Genomic DNA, 16,137 nt, shown 5'->3' on the forward strand with positions numbered 1-16,137 from the left:
CCATACCTGATCGATCCTGATCGGTCCTGATCGGGCTATTACGTAGCCTCATGGGCCGAAGATCTCCGCCAGGTCATAGCTCACCGGCTCCTCCAACTGTGCGTAGGTGCAGCTCTGCGGATCCCGGTCCGGGCGCCAGCGGCGGAACCGGGCCGTGTGCCGGAAGCGGGCCCCGTTCTCCATGTGGTCGTACGCCACCTCGACGACCCGCTCCGGCCGCAGCGGCACCCAGGACAGGTCCTTCTTGCCGGACCAGCGGCTGGGCGCTCCGGGCAGCCGCGCCGACTCGTGCGCCGCCTCCTCGGCCCAGGCCGCCCAGGGGTGCCCGGCGACATCGTCCATCCGCAACGGCTCCAGTTCCTCGACGAGTTCGGCCCGGCGCTTCATCGAGAAGGCGGCGGAGACGCCCACGTGCTGGAGGGTGCCCTGATCGTCGTAGAGGCCGAGCAGCAGCGAGCCCACGATCGGGCCGCTCTTGTGGAGGCGGTAGCCCGCGACGACGACGTCCGCCGTGCGCTCATGCTTGATCTTGAACATCGCGCGCTCGTCCTGGAGGTAGTGCACTCCGAGCGGCTTGGCGATGACGCCGTCGAGGCCGGCCCCCTCGTACTGGTCGAACCACTGCCGCGCCACCTCGATGTCGGTCGTCGCCGGCGCCAGGTGCACGGGTGCCGTCACCCCGTCCAGCGCCCTGGTCAGCAGGGCCCGGCGGTCGCTCAGCGGGACGTCCAGCAGGGACTCGTCGTCCAGGGCCAGCAGGTCGAAGGCGACGAAGGAGGCCGGGGTCTTCTCGGCGAGCATCCGCACCCGGGAGTCCGCCGGGTGGATGCGCTCGGTCAGCGCGTCGAAATCGAGGCGCCCCTCACGAGCGATCACGATCTCGCCGTCCACGACACAGCGCTTCGGCAGCCTCTCCCGCAACGCCACCACCAGCTCCGGAAAGTACCTGGTCAGCGGCTTGCCGGTGCGGCTGCCGAGCTCCACGTCGGCCCCGTCGCGGAACGCGATCGCGCGGAAGCCGTCCCACTTCGCCTCGTAGTGCATGTCCGGCGGGATCTTCGCGACCGGCTTGGCGAGCATCGGCTTCACGGGTGGCATCACAGGGAGGTCCATGCTCTGATTCTGCGCGTGTGAAGCCGTGAACGCCCGGTGTGCGAGGGACGGGTGTTGGGCCTACCGTGGCTCGCATGGGTGAAGCGGTGCAACTGGAGGCGGGCGGCCGGACGGTACGGCTGTCCAGCCCGGGCAAGATCTTCTTTCCGGAGCGCGGTTTCACCAAGCTGGACCTCGCCCGGTACTACATCGCCGTCGGCCCCGGCATCCTGCGCGCCCTGCGCGACCGGCCCACCACCCTGGAGCGCTACCCGGACGGCGTCACCGGCGAGAACTTCTTCCAGAAGCGGGCCCCGAAGAACATGCCCGACTGGATCCCCACCGCCCACATCACCTTCCCCAGCGGTCGCAGCGCCGACGAGATGTGCCCCACGGAGGAGGCCGCCGTCCTGTGGGCCGCCCAGTTCGGCACCCTGACCTTCCACCCCTGGCCGGTGCGCCGCGAGGATGTCGACCATCCCGACGAACTCCGTATCGACCTCGACCCGCAGCCCGGCACCGACTTCGACGACGCCGTCCGCGCCGCCCATGAACTACGAGCGCTCCTGGACGAGTTCGGCGGCCTGCGCGGCTTCCCCAAGACCTCCGGCGGACGCGGCCTGCATGTCTTCGTGCCCATCGAACCCCGCTGGACCTTCACCCAGGTCCGCCGCGCCGCGATCGCCGTGGGGCGCGAGCTGGAACGCCGGATGCCGGACCACGTGACCATCAAGTGGTGGAAGGAGGAGCGGGGCCAGAAGATCTTCGTGGACTACAACCAGACCGCCCGGGACCGCACCATCGCCTCCGCCTATTCCGTACGACCCCGCCCGCACGCCCCTGTCTCGGCGCCCCTGCGCTGGGACGAGGTCGGCGTGGCGCACCCCCGGGACTTCGACCTGGCGACGATGCCGGTGCGCTTCGCCGAAGTGGGCGACGTCCACGCGGACATGGACGACCACCGGTACTCCCTGGAGGCCCTGCTGGACCTGGCCGCCAAGGACGAACACGACCACGGGCTCGGCGATCTGCCGTACCCGCCCGAGTATCCGAAGATGCCGGGCGAGCCGACGCGTGTGCAGCCGAGCCGGGCCAAGAAGAAGGCGGCGCCCCCTGAGGAGGCGCCGCCGGAGCCTACAGCTCCCTGATACCTAGAGCTCGTTGATACCTACCGCTCCTTGATACCTACAGCTCCTTGATCCGGATGTCCCGGTACGAGACCACATCCGTCGTGCCGTGCACCTGGAGCCCGACGTAGCCGGAGGCGAACCTGCGCCCGTCCGTGCCCGGGTCGTCCGAGCGGGGCGGGGTGAAGTCCTGGCCGCCGATGTTGTCGAACTCGTTGATCAGCACGCCGTTGCGGTAGACCGAGTAGTGCTGGTCGACCACGCGGATCTCGTAGTCGTTCCACGTGCCCTTCTGGGTGACGCCCGCACCGGCGAGCCCCACCCGGTCGAAGCCGTAGACCGACCCGGTCTTGTACATGTCCCCACTGGGACTGTCGAAGACCTGCACCTCGTGCCCGAACTTGATCGCGGCCCACTCCGGCCGTGGCTCCTCCGGATGGTCATGGATGTACGGGAACCGCACGAACACACCGGAGTTGGCGTTGCCCGTGCCGGGCGCGTCGTCCCGCCACTGGAGCCGGAGCGAGAAGTCGCCGTACTTGCGCTCCGGGAACCACAGCATGCCCAGGCCCGCCTTCGTGGTGCCGCTGGTCATCGATCCGTCGGGGTTGAGCCCGAACGAACCGCCGCCCACCTGCGCCCACTTGGCGAAGGAGCCTGCCGTGCCGTCGAAGATCGTGCGGTAGCCCTCGGTCTGACCGGGCTTGCCGATCCCGGACTCACGCGCGGCCTTCAGGATCCTGTTGTGCTCCCGCTGATCGACGACGCCTGCGTCGAGGAGCGTGGTCAGGACCGTCCGTACGTGCTTCAGGAACAGCGCGTGGGACGTCCACTCCTTCTCGTCCTCGATCAACTCGTTGATGCGGCACCGGTTGTTGGTGACGCGGTTCGGTACACCCGAGTCGACCGTGCCGACGAGGACCGTCAACCGCTCGTCGTACTCGGGGCAGTTGGGCGCGGGGACTCCTCCGCCGGCCGCCACCGTGAAGCTCACCGTCCGTGGCTCGGAGGTGTTGCCCGCCTTGTCGCTCGCCCGGTAGGCCACGGTGTGCGGACCCACGCGGTCGACGATCACGGGTGCGGTGTAGGCCAGGTAGGGGCCGCCGTCGAGCGAGTACTCGATGCTCACGACCTCGCCGCCGTGGTCGGTCGCGCTGACGGTGACCTTGGCGTTGTTCACATACGCCCCGGCGGAGTTCCGCGTGCCGTCGACGCTCACGCCGGTGACGGGCGGGGTGGTGTCCTGCGGGGGCGCCGAGACGACCGTGAACTGCACGCTCTTCTCGGCGGCCGCGTTGCCCGCCTTGTCGGTGGCGCGGTAGCGCACGGTGTGCGTGCCGACCGCGTGCACCATCACGGGGGCGGTGTACGGCTGCCAGGCGCCGTCGCCGACCGCGTACTCGATGGTGTTGACCCCGGAACCGGTGTCGGAAGCGGACACGGTGACGGTCGCCATGTCGATATAGGCACCGTCCGCGTTCTGCTCGCCGGTCACCGTCGCCGAGGTCTCCGGCGGTGTCTTGTCGTCCGTCGGTGGCGCCACGACGGTGAACTGCACGCTCTTCTCGGCCGCCACGTTCCCCGCCTTGTCCAGGGCGCGATAGCGGACCTTGTGGCTGCCGACCTGGTCGACGACGACCGGGGTGGTGTACGGCTGCCAGGCGCCCGTGTCACCGATCGCGTACTCGACGCGGTCCACGCCGGAGCCGCCGTCCTCGTCGGTGGCGTTGACCGCCACGCTCGCCGAACCGACGTACTGGCCCTGCGAGTTCTGCGTCCCGGTCACCTGGGCCGAGGTCTGCGGCGGGGTGGTGTCCTCGCCGGTGCCCTCGGTCACCACGAGGATGCCCTGCATCTGGCCGTGTCCCGGGATCGTGCAGTAGTAGCGGTAGCGGCCAGGGGTGAGCGTGACTTCGGCGGTGTGCTTGCCGCCCTGGTCGTCGTTCGGGTTGGCGAGGATGTTCAGCGGGACGTCGTTGTTGTACTCCGGGTCGGAGACGTCGAACGTCAGAGTGTGCGGCATGCCGGTCGTGTTGCCGGTCGCCACGCTGTTCTCGAAGACGATCGTCGTCGTGCCCGCCTCGGCTGTCGCCGGGGCGGACGTGTACTTGTCGATGTCGTTGCCCGCGGTCCAGGTGAGGGTCTGGGCGGCGGCCGCCTGAGGCTCCGATTGCCCTGCGGCGGGCAGGCTCTGCAGCCCCAGGATCACCAGGAGCGCGGCCAACAAGGCCGTCAGGATTCTTCGTCGGTGTCTCACTGCGCTCCCTTCGCCAACTGGCCGGCGGCCGGGGTCGGCCCGCCGCCCGTGTACGTGACCCGCCACAGCGCCGACTTGGCGTCCGAGGTGAAGAAGCCGCGGCCGTAGTCGAGGGCGTACATGGCTCCGTCCGGACCGAACTTCCAGTCCATGAGGTTCTTGATGCCGTCGTTGCCGATCGGCACGATCTTCTTCAGTGACTCCGAGTGGATCGGCAGACCGCCGTCACCGTGGGTCTTCGGGTCGGTGATGACGGCGTTGCGCGGCTGGTCGGCGTCGTAGAAGTCGCCGACGAACCACTTGCCGTCCCAGTAGGAGGGCCATTTCGTCGCGCTCGCGCTCTGGGCGTCGTACCGGTAGACCGGCCCGTTCATCGCGGCCTGCCCGCCGCCCTTGAGCCACGGCAGCAGGTACTTGGCCTCCTCCTGCTTGTACGAGGGGATGCCGTTCGCGTCGCGCGGGAAGTCCGGGGCGCCGCCCTGGGGCGAGTACCAGATGTTGTTGCCGGTGACCGGCGGCAGGTTGACCAGGCCGTCGTTGTTCGGCGACTCGTTCTTCGGCTTGTCGCAGTCGTACCAGCCCAGCGGTTGCGACGGGTCGGGCAGATTGCGGTCGCGGTAGGGCTGCTTGTTGCCCATGCAGTACGGCCAGCCCCGGTTGCTCGCCTTGGTGATGACGGCGAACGTGTCGTACTTCGCCGGGCCCCAGGTCGTGGAGGGCGCCGAAGCGTCCGGGCCGACCCAGCCCGCGTAGAGGATGTCGGTCTTCTGGTCGACGAAGATGCGGGCCGGGTTCCTGACCCCCATCACATAGATCTCGCCGCGCGTCTTCCCGCCGCCCTCGTCGGTCTCCTTGCCGGTGAACAGGTTGCCCTCGGGGAGCGTGTACGTCCCGTCGGGCTCCGGGTGGATGCGCAGGATTTTGCCGTTGAGGTTGTTGGTGTTGCCGGCGGTGCGGCGCGCGTCGGCGAAGGAGACGCCCTTGTAGTTGGGCTGCGGGTTGTTGCCCGAGTAACCGCCGCTGAAGCCGCTGGAGTTGTTGTCGCCCGTCGCGACGTACAGGTTGCCCTTCGAGTCCCAGGACATCCCGCCGCCCGAGTGACAGCAACTGTGGATCTGCACCGGCCACTTGAGCAGCACCTTCTCACTGCTCAGGTCCAGCTTGTTGGTGGCGAGGTCGAGCGTGAAGCGGGAGACGTACCGCTCGGCCATCCGCGTGTCGCGGTTGATCTGCGAGTGCGGCGTGTAGTGCAGATACACCCAGCCGTTCTGCTCGAAGCGCGGGTCCAGCTCGATCCCGAGCAGCCCCTCCTCGACCTTGGTCAGCTCGTCGCCGCCGCCCTTGTTGCCGAAGACGCTGAGCGCGCCCGCCAGGGTGACCTTCTTGGTCTTCGGGTCGTAGACGTGGATCTCGCCCTTGCCCTTGCCGATGTCCGGGTTGTTCCAGTCGGTGATCACCGGCTGGGAGGAGTCGGCGCCGCCCCGGCCGATGTAGAGCACGCGTCCGTCGGGCGCGGTGACCAGGCCGTGCGGCTCGCCGATCTGGTCGTTCTGACCGGGCTGGTTGGGCTGGGTCAGGCGCTCCGCCTTGTAGTTGGCGTTGATCGTCGCCTTGCAGTCGGCCTGCGCGAGGCGGGTGGTCCACAGCAGCGCGCCGCGCAGATGGGCGCGGAAGTCCGTCTCGTCGTACGACGACACCGTGCCGCCCATGCCGGTGTAGAAGGAGCGTCCGCCGTCGTAGTCACGGCACCAACTCACCGGGTGGTCCCAGCCGTTGGCGGTGGATCCCGGCTGGTACGTCGACTCGCGCACCCGCGCGACCGTGTGCACCTCGCCGGACGGGTTCTTCACCCAGTTGAACCACTGGTCCGGCCGCTTCCACTGAACCGGCAGATCCTTGGTGGCCGGGTGCTGCCGGTCGCCGACCTCAACCGTCGCCCGCTGTACGGCCGTTGGGCTGGAGGCCGCCGGGCGGGCGCCCACCAGACCCGTGAACCAGTCCGAGTACGGCTCCGCACGTGCCGCGTCATGGACGCCGACGAAACCGCCGCCCGCCTCCATGTAGGCCTCCAGGCCCGCCTCCTGCTCCGGGTCGAGGACATCGCCGCCACCGGTCAGGAACACGATCGCGTTGAAACGGCCCAGCCGGGTCTCGTCGGTGAAGACCGAGGCGTCGTCCGAGGCCACCACCTTGAAGCGCTGGTTCTCCGGTCCGGACAGGCCGATCTTCTCGATGGCCTCGATCCCGGCGTTCACGACCGGCGACTCCTCCCCGGCCGCCGCGGAGCCGTAGAAGACCAGCACCCGTGCATTCGCGCCGCCCGGCGGCGACTTGATGGACATCGTTGTCAAGGGTGATCCCGGGTCGGGACGCGCGTTCGCGGCGGGACCCGACATGAGTCCGGCGGCGACGACGCCGGCGGTCACAGTGGCCGCCCAGACCCGTCTTCTTCTTGTGCTCAACCCTCGTAAGTGCATGGGCACCTCCTCGGTCACAGCGACAACGCCAAGGAAGCTAGACCTCTTTGCCCGACCCGCCAATACCTATGACCGCAATGACACGAACTTTGTCCAGGGTGTGGATAAACGAGAGTGCGGCCGGTACCGTCTCACAAGTTCATCACAGGTGCGCCTCCGCAAGTTCCGTATCAGGGTGGGGAGTTCCGCATGGACCGACGCGGGTTCAACAGACGTCTGCTGCTGGGCGGCGCGGCCGTCGCGACATCGTTGTCCGTGGCCTCCGAGGCCGCCAGTGTCGACACCTCGGCGAAGAGCGCCGCGGCGGGGACGGCTCCGGCCGGCGGCGCGGTCAAGCACATCAAGCTGTACGCCGAGAAGTTCGCCGACGGACAGCTGGGCTACGGCTTCGAGAAGGGGAAGGCGACGATCCCCGGGCCACTGATCGAACTCAACGAGGGCGACACCCTGCACATCGAGTTCGAGAACACCACCGACGTACGGGCGAGCCTGCATGTCCACGGCCTGGACTACGAAATCACCAGCGACGGCACCAAGTTGAACAAGAGCGACGTCGAGCCGGGCGGCACCCGCACCTACACCTGGCGCACCCACAAGCCCGGCCGCCGCAAGGACGGCACCTGGCGGGCGGGCAGCGCGGGCTACTGGCACTACCACGACCACGTCGTCGGCACCGAGCACGGCACCGGCGGCATCCGCAAGGGCCTCTACGGTCCGGTGATCGTGCGCCGGCAGGGCGACGTCCTGCCCGACGCGACCCACACGGTCGTCTTCAACGACATGCTGATCAACAACAAACCGGCGCACTCGGGGCCCGACTTCGAGGCCACGGTGGGCGATCGGGTCGAGTTCGTGGTGATCACGCACGGCGAGTACTACCACACCTTCCATATGCACGGTCACCGCTGGGCGGACAACCGCACCGGCATGCTCACCGGCCCCGAGGACCCGAGCCAGGTCATCGACAACAAGATCACCGGCCCGGCGGACTCCTTCGGCTTCCAGGTGATCGCGGGGGAGGGGGTCGGGGCGGGCGCGTGGATGTACCACTGCCATGTCCAGAGCCACTCCGACATGGGGATGGTGGGGCTGTTCCTGGTGAAGAAGACGGACGGGACGATTCCGGGGTACGAGCCGCACGAGCATGGTCATGAGACGGCCGCGGGGTCCGCGCACGAGCACTGACGGGTGCGCGGAGAGCGCTCTCACCGCGGCACGTGGCGCGGGCTATCCTGATCGGCACCCGCCGAGGAGGAGCCCACGTGACCGAAACCGCCCCGCGTCCCACCCTGGAGGCCGTGGCCGCCCGGGCCGGGGTGTCACGGGCCACCGCGTCCCGGGTGGTCAACGGCGGGGACGGAGTGCGGGAACCTCTGGTGGAGCGGGTGCGGCGGGCCGTGGAGGAACTGGGATACGTCCCCAATCAGGCCGCCCGCAGTCTGGTCACCCGGCGGCACGACGCCGTCGCCGTCGTCGTCGCCGAACCGGAGACGCGGGTCTTCGCCGATCCCTTCTTCGCGCTGCAACTCCGGGGAATCAGCAAGGAGCTGACGGCCCACGACAACCAGCTCGTCCTGCTGCTGACCGAGGGCCGCGACGACCACGCGCGCGTGGGGCGCTATCTCGCCGGGGGCCATGTCGACGGTGCCCTCGTCTTCTCCCTGCACCTGGATGATCCACTGCCCGAGTTGATCCAGCGCGCCGGAATCCCGACCGTGTTCGGCGGCCGGCCCGGCTGGAGCGACGGCACGAGCGGTGTGGTCTACGTCGACAGCGACAACCGCGGCGGCGCCCGCGAGGCCGTACGCCATCTCGTCGGCCTCGGCCGCACCCGCGTCGCGCACATCACCGGCGCCCTCGACCAGACCTCCGCGGTGGACCGGCTCGACGGGTTCCGGGACGTCATGGCCGACGTCGATCCGCGGCTCGTCGTGGAGGGCGACTTCACGCCGGCCGGCGGTGAGCGGGCGATGCGGGAACTCCTCGACCGGTGCTCCGACGTGGACGCCGTCTTCGCCGCGAACGACCTGACCGCCGCGGGCGCCCTGCGGGTGCTGCGCGAGCACGGGCGGCGGGTGCCGGACGACGTCGCCGTGATCGGTTTCGACGACATGCTGCCGGTCGCCGAACAGACCGACCCGCCGCTGACGACGGTCCGTCAGGACATCGAGGAGATGGGGCGGTTGATGGCGCGGTTGCTGTTGAAGGGCCCGACGCCGGGCGGTGTGGTGCTGCCCACGACGCTGGTGCGACGGGTCTCGGCGTAACGCCGGCGGACGCACGAGCCGCCGGGCGGAACGTCCGGACGGGCCGGGACGGACGCGTTCCGACGGCGATTGTCAGTGGGCGGTGCAAGACTCGGCAGAGCAGGTATCCGGACAACGGGACCCTTCGGAGGGCACCATGCTCAGCACCCGTTTTGTGAACGGCGCTCCCAACTGGGTCGATGTCGGTACGGCCGACATCGGGGGCGCCACCTCCTTCTACGGCGCCCTGTTCGGCTGGGAGTTCCGGTCGGCGGGGCCTCAGGCCGGTGGTTACGGCTTCTTCCAGCTCGGCGACAGGATCGCCGCGGGCGCCATGCAGACCACGCCGGAGCAGGGCCCGCCGGCCTGGACGGTGTACTTCCAGAGCCCGGACGCGGACGCCACGGCCAAGGCGGTGGAGCAGGCCGGCGGCAGCGTGCCCGTGGCGCCGGTGGACGTCATGGGGCAGGGCCGGAGCGCGATCCTCGCCGATGACAAGGGCGTGCCCTTCGGGATCTGGCAGCCCGCCGCCCGGAAGGGTCTCGACGTGGTGAACGACCCCGGTTCGCTGTGCTGGGTCGAGCTCTACACGCCGGACATCGCCCGGGCCGCCGCCTTCTACGACGCCGTGTTCGGCTGGGAGACCTCCGCCATGCCCTTCCCCGGCTCCACGTACACCTGCGTCAACCCCGCGGGGACGGATGAGAGCGCCATGTTCGGCGGCCTGGTGCCGCCGGCGGACGACCCGACCGAGGCGGAGTCCGGTCCGTACTGGCTGCCGTACTTCGAGGTCGAGGACACCGACGCCGTGGTCGCCAAGGCGCGGGAGCTGGGCGGCGGGGTGCGGATGCCCGCCACCGACGCGCCGGGCGTCGGCCGGATGGCCAAGCTCGTCGACCCTTACGGCGCGCGCTTCGCGGTGATCAAGAGCGTGCCGCAGGAGAGCTGAAAACACGCCGGCCGTGCCGCGCGCCGCGTTGATCCGGCGTTGATCGGATGTTTTTCGATGCCCGGCACGCTGCTGGCCATGCACACCGAAACCATCACCCCGGCCGACCTCGCCTGGCAGGAGGAGGCCCTGTGCGCCCAGACCGGGGCGGACTTCTTCTTCCCCGAGCCCGGCAGTTCCGTACGGGAGGCGAAGCGGATCTGCGGTCTGTGCCCGATCCGCTCGGCCTGCCTGGAGTACGCGCTGGACAACGACGAGCGGTTCGGCGTCTGGGGCGGCCTGTCGGAGAAGGAACGCCTGGAACTCAGGCGTACGTCCCCCTGAACCGCCCCGCCCGGACGTCTCAGCCCGCGGCCCGCGCCGCCATCCGCGCCTTGCGCGCCGCCAGCTTCTCGTCGAACTTCGACGCCTCCGCGTCCAGCCCGCCCATGTACAGGCCGAGCTCGTCCTGCGCCTTCTGCCCCTCCGGGCCGAGGCCGTCGATCTCCATGACCTTCAGGAAGCGCAGCACGGGCTGGAGCACGTCGTCGTGGTGGATGCGCATGTTGTAGATCTCGCCGATCGCCATCTGCGCGGCGGCCCGCTCGAAGCCGGGCATGCCGTGACCGGGCATGCGGAAGTTCACGATCACGTCGCGCACCGCCATCATGGTCAGGTCGGGCGCGAGCTCGAAGGCCGCCTTCAGCAGGTTGCGGTAGAAGACCATGTGCAGGTTCTCGTCGGTCGCGATGCGCGCCAGCATGCGGTCGCAGACCGGGTCGCCGGACTGGTGGCCGGTGTTGCGGTGCGAGACGCGGGTCGCGAGCTCCTGGAAGGAGACGTAGGCCACCGAGTGCAGCATCGAGTGGCGGTTGTCCGACTCGAAGCCCTCGCTCATGTGGGCCATCCGGAACTGCTCCAGCTTGTCCGGGTCCACCGCGCGGGAGGCGAGCAGGTAGTCACGCATCACGATGCCGTGGCGGCCCTCTTCGGCGGTCCAGCGGTGCACCCAGGTGCCCCAGGCGCCGTCGCGGCCGAAGAGCGAGGCGATCTCGTGGTGGTAGCTGGGGAGGTTGTCCTCGGTGAGCAGGTTGACGACGAGGGCGATCCGGCCGATCTCGGTGACCTTGGACTGCTCCTTGTCCCAGGCCTCGCCGTCCTCGAAGAAGCCGGGGAAGTTGCGGCCGTCGCTCCACGGCACGTACTCGTGGGGCATCCAGTCCTTGGTGACCTTCAGATGCCGGTTGAGTTCCTGCTCGACGACTTCCTCCAACGCGTACAGCAGCTTGGCGTCGGTCCAGACGGAAGGGCTGCCGAGGTGAGGGGAAGTAATCGTCACGGGTACTCCAGGGGACGTCGGGAGGAACCGGCGAGCGGTGCCGGGTAACTTACGGGATCGTAGGCTACGAAACCGTAGGTTACGAAGCCGTAGGTTAAGAGCGCTGTAAAGACTGCTGATCAGCCAACGTTCCCAAGGAATACGGAGCAGCCCCGGGACTCGCAGGTCCCGGGGCTTTTGCGGCGATTCGGTACCCGGTCAGGCGTACAGTTCACGCAGCCTGACCGAGAGGCATGTCACACATCCCTCGAGCTTCTCGAACTCGCTGATGTCCACGACGACCGGGTCGTGGCCGAGATCGGCCAGCAACTCCGCCGTCTTCGGCGCGCTCGCCGCCATGAGCAGCTTGCTGCCGCCGAGCAGGACCACATGGGCGCCGGCCTCCTCGGGGACCGACAGGAAGCGCGGGAACAGCGACGGCCGGTCCACCTTGGGGATGTGCCCGATGACCGTCCCGTCGGGCAGGGCCGTCACCGCCGACTTCAGGTGCAGCACCCGGCTCACCGGTACGGCGACGACACGCGCCCCCAGCGGTTCGAAGGTGGCCCGCAGCTGCTGGACGCCGGCCGCGTTGGTACGGCCGCTCCGGCCGACGTAGAGGGTGTCACCGACCTTGAGGACGTCGCCGCCGTCCAGCGTGCCGGGATCCCAGATCCAGTTCACCGAGCAGCCGAGCCGGGCCGCGGCCTCCTCGACGCCCAGGGTCTCGTCACGCCGGGACTCGGCGCCGGACCGGGCGATCAGCGCGACGTTCTTGTACATGACGACCGTGTCCTCGACGAACACCGAGTCGGGGCAGTCGTCGGCCGGATCCACCTCGACCGTCTCCCAGCCGTGCCCGCGCAAGGCCTCCGCATACGCCTCCCATTGCTCGAGCGCGAGATCGAGGTCGACCTTCTCCCGCTCGATGTGGGTCACCAGCCCTTCGGCGAGGCGCGGGCTGGGGCGGCGGATGAGGGCCTTCTTGCTGGGCACGTCCAGGACTCCGAATCGGGTGAGAGTGTCGGCGCCCGTGACGCAGCGCCGGTCCGCCATCATGCAGGGCCGGTCCGGGCGCACGAAACCCCCGTCGTCAGGCTGTGGCCTCCCCGAGATGATCGGCACCGGTGATCTCGCGCAGCTCGCCGTCCAGGAACAGCCACCGGGTGATGCCGATCGACTCCAGGAACGGCACGTCGTGGCTGGCCACGATCAGCGCCCCCTCGTACGACTCCAGCGCCGTGGTGAGCTGGCGGACGCTCGCCATGTCGAGGTTGTTCGTGGGCTCGTCCAGCATCAGCAGCTGCGGTGCCGGTTCCGCGAGCATCAGCGCGGCCAGCGCCGCCCGGAAGCGCTCGCCGCCGGACAGCGTCGCCGCCTGCTGGTCGGCACGGCCGCCCCGGAACAGGAAGCGGGCCAGCCGGGCCCGGATCCGGTTGTTGGTGGCGCTCGGCGCGAACCGGGCCACGTTCTCGACGACGGTGCGGCTGTCGTCGAGGACGTCGAGCCGCTGCGGCAGGAACCGCAGGGGCACATGCGCCGTCGCCTCGCCCGACACCGGCGCCAGCTCACCGGTGATCGTCCGCAGCAGCGTCGTCTTGCCCGCGCCGTTGCGTCCGATCAGCGCGACCCGCTCGGGACCGCGCAGCTCGAAGCCGCCGGCCACCCGCGCGCCGTAGGCGAGCTCCAGATCCTGGAGGGTGAGGACGGTACGGCCCGGCGGTACGGCCGTGTGCGGCAGGTCGACGCGGATCTCGTCGTCGTCCCGTACGGCCTCCACCGCCTCGTCGAGACGTTCCCTGGCCTCGGCGAGTTTCTCCTGGTGCATGATGCGGTGCTTGCCCGCGGACTCCTGCGCCGCACGCTTGCGCGCCCCCATGATGATCTTCGGCTCGCGCTTCTGGTCCCACATCTTCTGGCCGTACCGCTTGCGGCGGGCCAGCTTGACCTGGGCGTCCACCAGCTCACGCTTCTGCTTCTTCAGGTCGGCCTCGGCGACCCGCACCATACGCTCGGCCGCCTCCTGTTCGGCGGCGAGGATCTCCTCGTACGCCGAGAAGTTGCCCCCGTACCAGGCGATCTCCCCGGAGCGCAGATCGGCGATCTGGTCGACCAGTTCCAGCAGTTCACGGTCGTGGCTGACCACGACCATCACCCCGGGCCAGGCGGCGACGGCCGCGTACAGCCGCTTGCGGGCGTAGAGGTCGAGGTTGTTGGTCGGCTCGTCGAGCAGCAGGACGTCCGGCCGGCGCAGCAGCAGTGCGGCCAGCCGCAGCAGCACCGACTCGCCGCCCGAGACCTCACCGATCCCGCGGTCCAACTCGATGTGCCCGAGCCCGAGTTCGCCGAGGGTGGCGAGCGCGCGCTCCTCCACGTCCCAGTCGTCGCCGACGGTCTCGAAGTGCTCCTCGGCCACATCGCCCGACTCGATGGCGTGCAGCGCGGCCCGCTGTGCGGCGATGCCGAGCGCCTCGTCGACCCGGAGTGCGGTGTCGAGCGTGACGTTCTGCGGGAGATATCCGATCTCGCCGGCCACCCGGACGGCGCCGTCGGCCGGTGCGAGGTCACCGGCGATCAGCTTCAACAGGGTTGATTTCCCTGACCCGTTGACGCCGACGAGCCCGGTCCTGCCCGGGCCGAAAGCGGTGTCGAGGCCCTCGAAGACGGCGGTGCCGTCGGGCCAGGCGAAGGACAGGGACGAAACGGTGATGGACATAGACATGCGGGCCTCCGCGGATGCTCGAAAGGATCAAGGGCAAACGCGTGTCGAGACACCTGCGACCAACGGGGAAGAGGTCCCACCAGGCATGAGAAAAGCCCTGCCCGTCGAGGACGGCTCGAATGCCGAGGTCGCACGCGGCGCCCACACCCAAGGGTGTGACGCGGTGTCTCAGGACCTCAGACGAGCAACGTCCTTCTCCAATCGACGGCAACAGAACCGCTGTACAACGTACGAGGGGGCTTGTCGGCTGTCAACGGATTAACGTGAAGCCCGTCCGCACCGCGAAGGAGGCCCCGTGCCCAACGGCTCGCTGTCGCTGCCGGCCCGGCTCTGCCTGCTGGCCTGGGACACCACGACGAACGAGGTCACCGGCGCCGCTCACCTCCACCATGTGGTGCGGGCCGGCGCCCTCACCGAACTGGCCCAGCGCGGCCTGCTCCTCGACGCCGACTCCATCGCGACTCCGGTCGACATGGACTCCCTCACCGGGGACGCCGTGCTGGACGGGCTCCTGGAACTCGTCCGGGAGTCCCGACCGCACGGGTGGCGGACCTGGGTGACGCTGCACGCGCGCGTGACGCTCGACGCCGTCCAGGCGAAGCTCGCCGCCGACAGGTACCTGCGGGTGACGAAGAAGCGGGTCCTCGGGGTCTTCCCGACCGTCGAGTACGGCGTGCACCGCGCCACCGTCGTGGAGGCGCTGCGCGAGGAGGCGCGGCAGATCCTCGAAGGGCCGCTGCCCGTCACGGAGATCGCGGACCGGGACGCCGCCGTCGTCACCCTCGCCGTCGCGGGCCGGATGAGCACGCTGGTGCCCCCGAAGGAGCTGGGCCGCCACGAGGAGCGGGTGGCGGCGCTGACGGAACGGAGCGGGGCCGCGGCGCCGGGACTGCGGGCGGTGATCCGCGAGGTGCGTGCCGGGGTGGTCGCGGCGGTGTCGGCGCCGTCGGTGACGACGGGCGGCTGAGCGGCACACGCGTGGGGCGCCGTCGTCACCATCGTGTCGGATTTCTGCCAGCTTCCGCACGGCCAGGGCTGGTTGAGTGACCCGCATGACGAACCAGAACACCCTCCGCGACCAGGCGCGGGCCTTCCGGGCTCTGCACGTCCCGGGCCGGCCGCTGGTCCTGCCGAACGCCTGGGACACCGTGAGCGCCTGTCTCGTCGAGGACGCCGGTGCCGCGGCGGTGGCGACCACGAGTGCCGGGCTGGCGTGGGAGCTGGGCGCCCCGGACGGCGACCGGCTGGAGCGCGACGCCGCGATGGAGGCCGTCGCGCGCATCGCCGCCGCGGTGGACGTACCGGTCAGCGCTGACATCGAGAGCGGCTACGCGCAGGATCCGGCGGGCGTCGCCGACACCGTCCGCGCGGTGCTCGCGGCGGGCGCGGTGGGCGTGAACATCGAGGACGCGCTGCGCGGCGCCGGAGAGGGTCCGCTGCGGCCGGTCGCCGAGCAGGCGGAGCGTATCGCCGCCGCCCGGGAGGCCGCCGACACCGCAGGCGTGCCGCTGTACGTCAACGCCCGCATCGACACGTACCTGCGCGGCGCCGGGGGAGTGGACCTCACCCTGGAGCGGGCCGCCGCCTTCCTGGCCGCGGGCGCCGACGGCATCTTCGTCCCCGGAACCGTCGACCCGGGAACCCTGAAGCTGCTCGCCGACGGAATCGACGCACCGCTGAACGTGATGGCTGGCCCCGGTGCACCGCCGGTGCCCGAACTGGCCGCACTCGGGGCCGCCCGCGTGAGCGTCGGCTCAGGCATCACCCAGGCCGCACACGCCCTGGTCCGCCGCGCCACTCGAGAACTGCTGACGGCGGGGACGTACGACTCACTCACGGACGGACTCGACTACGGCGAGCTCAACGAGCTTCTGGGCCGAACGCGCTGAGCAAAGCGCCCCTTTAGGGGCGCGGGGCTGTGTTGAATATGCGGCTCCGCCGCGCGGGCGCGACCAGCCACAACGAGCCCG

The 16,137-nt window shown here is 69.8% G+C and carries 13 protein-coding genes; 7 read left to right on the forward strand and 6 right to left on the reverse strand.

Going from position 1 to position 16,137, the window contains the following annotated elements:
- Window positions 1-48: 48 nt before the first annotated feature.
- Complete coding sequence (locus tag KCH48_RS18105; RefSeq protein WP_210575317.1) at window positions 49-1,113, reverse strand: ATP-dependent DNA ligase; 1,065 nt, start codon at window positions 1,111-1,113, stop codon at window positions 49-51.
- Between the two features lie 74 nt (window positions 1,114-1,187).
- Here KCH48_RS18105 and ligD point away from each other — a divergent pair, with 74 nt between their 5' ends.
- On the forward strand, window positions 1,188-2,240 hold the full coding sequence (gene ligD, locus KCH48_RS18110) for a non-homologous end-joining DNA ligase (protein WP_210575318.1): 1,053 nt from the start codon (window positions 1,188-1,190) through the stop codon (window positions 2,238-2,240).
- Between the two features lie 37 nt (window positions 2,241-2,277).
- On the opposite strand, the gene KCH48_RS18115 is transcribed toward ligD, so the two are convergent.
- Together KCH48_RS18115 and KCH48_RS18120 are read right to left on the reverse strand one after the other, a co-directional pair.
- Window positions 2,278-4,458 (reverse strand): OmpL47-type beta-barrel domain-containing protein, encoded by a 2,181-nt coding sequence (locus KCH48_RS18115; protein ID WP_374104691.1) that lies wholly within the window; start codon window positions 4,456-4,458, stop codon window positions 2,278-2,280.
- 14 nt (window positions 4,459-4,472) lie between these two features.
- Window positions 4,473-6,953: a ThuA domain-containing protein gene (locus tag KCH48_RS18120; RefSeq protein WP_210575320.1), complete on the reverse strand. Its 2,481-nt coding sequence runs from the start codon at window positions 6,951-6,953 to the stop codon at window positions 4,473-4,475.
- Window positions 6,954-7,142: 189 nt separating this feature from the next.
- Here KCH48_RS18120 and KCH48_RS18125 point away from each other — a divergent pair, with 189 nt between their 5' ends.
- The 4 genes from KCH48_RS18125 to KCH48_RS18140 all read left to right on the forward strand — a co-directional run bounded on the left by KCH48_RS18125 (window position 7,143) and on the right by KCH48_RS18140 (window position 10,472).
- Complete coding sequence (locus KCH48_RS18125; protein ID WP_210575321.1) at window positions 7,143-8,138, forward strand: multicopper oxidase domain-containing protein; 996 nt, start codon at window positions 7,143-7,145, stop codon at window positions 8,136-8,138.
- A gap of 77 nt (window positions 8,139-8,215) precedes the next feature.
- Window positions 8,216-9,220, forward strand: a complete 1,005-nt coding sequence (locus tag KCH48_RS18130; protein WP_210575322.1) for a LacI family DNA-binding transcriptional regulator — start codon at window positions 8,216-8,218, stop codon at window positions 9,218-9,220.
- 136 nt (window positions 9,221-9,356) lie between these two features.
- Window positions 9,357-10,148: a VOC family protein gene (locus KCH48_RS18135; RefSeq protein ID WP_210575323.1), complete on the forward strand. Its 792-nt coding sequence runs from the start codon at window positions 9,357-9,359 to the stop codon at window positions 10,146-10,148.
- Between the two features lie 78 nt (window positions 10,149-10,226).
- Window positions 10,227-10,472 carry a WhiB family transcriptional regulator gene (locus KCH48_RS18140; RefSeq protein WP_210575325.1) on the forward strand — a complete coding sequence of 82 codons (246 nt, stop codon included), beginning with the start codon at window positions 10,227-10,229 and terminating at the stop codon, window positions 10,470-10,472.
- A 19-nt stretch (window positions 10,473-10,491) separates the two neighbouring features.
- Here the strand turns inward: KCH48_RS18140 and KCH48_RS18145 are convergent, their stop codons facing one another.
- From KCH48_RS18145 to KCH48_RS18155, 3 genes are all read right to left on the reverse strand, one after another.
- Window positions 10,492-11,466, reverse strand: a complete 975-nt coding sequence (locus tag KCH48_RS18145) for an acyl-ACP desaturase (protein ID WP_210575327.1) — start codon at window positions 11,464-11,466, stop codon at window positions 10,492-10,494.
- Window positions 11,467-11,664: 198 nt separating this feature from the next.
- Window positions 11,665-12,441: a dimethylargininase gene (gene ddaH / locus KCH48_RS18150; protein ID WP_210575328.1), complete on the reverse strand. Its 777-nt coding sequence runs from the start codon at window positions 12,439-12,441 to the stop codon at window positions 11,665-11,667.
- Window positions 12,442-12,538: 97 nt separating this feature from the next.
- Window positions 12,539-14,167 carry an ABC-F family ATP-binding cassette domain-containing protein gene (locus KCH48_RS18155; RefSeq protein WP_210575329.1) on the reverse strand — a complete coding sequence of 543 codons (1,629 nt, stop codon included), beginning with the start codon at window positions 14,165-14,167 and terminating at the stop codon, window positions 12,539-12,541.
- Between the two features lie 295 nt (window positions 14,168-14,462).
- Here KCH48_RS18155 and KCH48_RS18160 point away from each other — a divergent pair, with 295 nt between their 5' ends.
- A complete protein-coding gene (locus KCH48_RS18160; RefSeq protein WP_210575330.1) occupies window positions 14,463-15,134 on the forward strand; it encodes a GPP34 family phosphoprotein in 672 nt (223 codons plus the stop codon).
- Between the two features lie 85 nt (window positions 15,135-15,219).
- Window positions 15,220-16,056 (forward strand): isocitrate lyase/phosphoenolpyruvate mutase family protein, encoded by an 837-nt coding sequence (locus KCH48_RS18165; RefSeq protein WP_210575331.1) that lies wholly within the window; start codon window positions 15,220-15,222, stop codon window positions 16,054-16,056.
- The last annotated feature ends 81 nt before the right edge of the window (window positions 16,057-16,137 follow it).

The organism is Streptomyces sp. GESEQ-4 (genome assembly GCF_017948455.1).
Lineage (GTDB): Bacteria > Actinomycetota > Actinomycetes > Streptomycetales > Streptomycetaceae > Streptomyces.

Coding starts and splice junctions, on each gene's coding strand:
- KCH48_RS18105 (WP_210575317.1), bottom strand. CDS start 1,113: ATGGACCTCCCTGTGATGCCACCCGTGAAGCCGATGCTCGCCAAGCCG.
- ligD (WP_210575318.1), top strand. CDS start 1,188: ATGGGTGAAGCGGTGCAACTGGAGGCGGGCGGCCGGACGGTACGGCTG.
- KCH48_RS18120 (WP_210575320.1), bottom strand. CDS start 6,953: ATGCACTTACGAGGGTTGAGCACAAGAAGAAGACGGGTCTGGGCGGCC.
- KCH48_RS18125 (WP_210575321.1), top strand. CDS start 7,143: ATGGACCGACGCGGGTTCAACAGACGTCTGCTGCTGGGCGGCGCGGCC.
- KCH48_RS18135 (WP_210575323.1), top strand. CDS start 9,357: ATGCTCAGCACCCGTTTTGTGAACGGCGCTCCCAACTGGGTCGATGTC.
- KCH48_RS18140 (WP_210575325.1), top strand. CDS start 10,227: ATGCACACCGAAACCATCACCCCGGCCGACCTCGCCTGGCAGGAGGAG.
- KCH48_RS18155 (WP_210575329.1), bottom strand. CDS start 14,167: ATGTCTATGTCCATCACCGTTTCGTCCCTGTCCTTCGCCTGGCCCGAC.
- KCH48_RS18165 (WP_210575331.1), top strand. CDS start 15,220: ATGACGAACCAGAACACCCTCCGCGACCAGGCGCGGGCCTTCCGGGCT.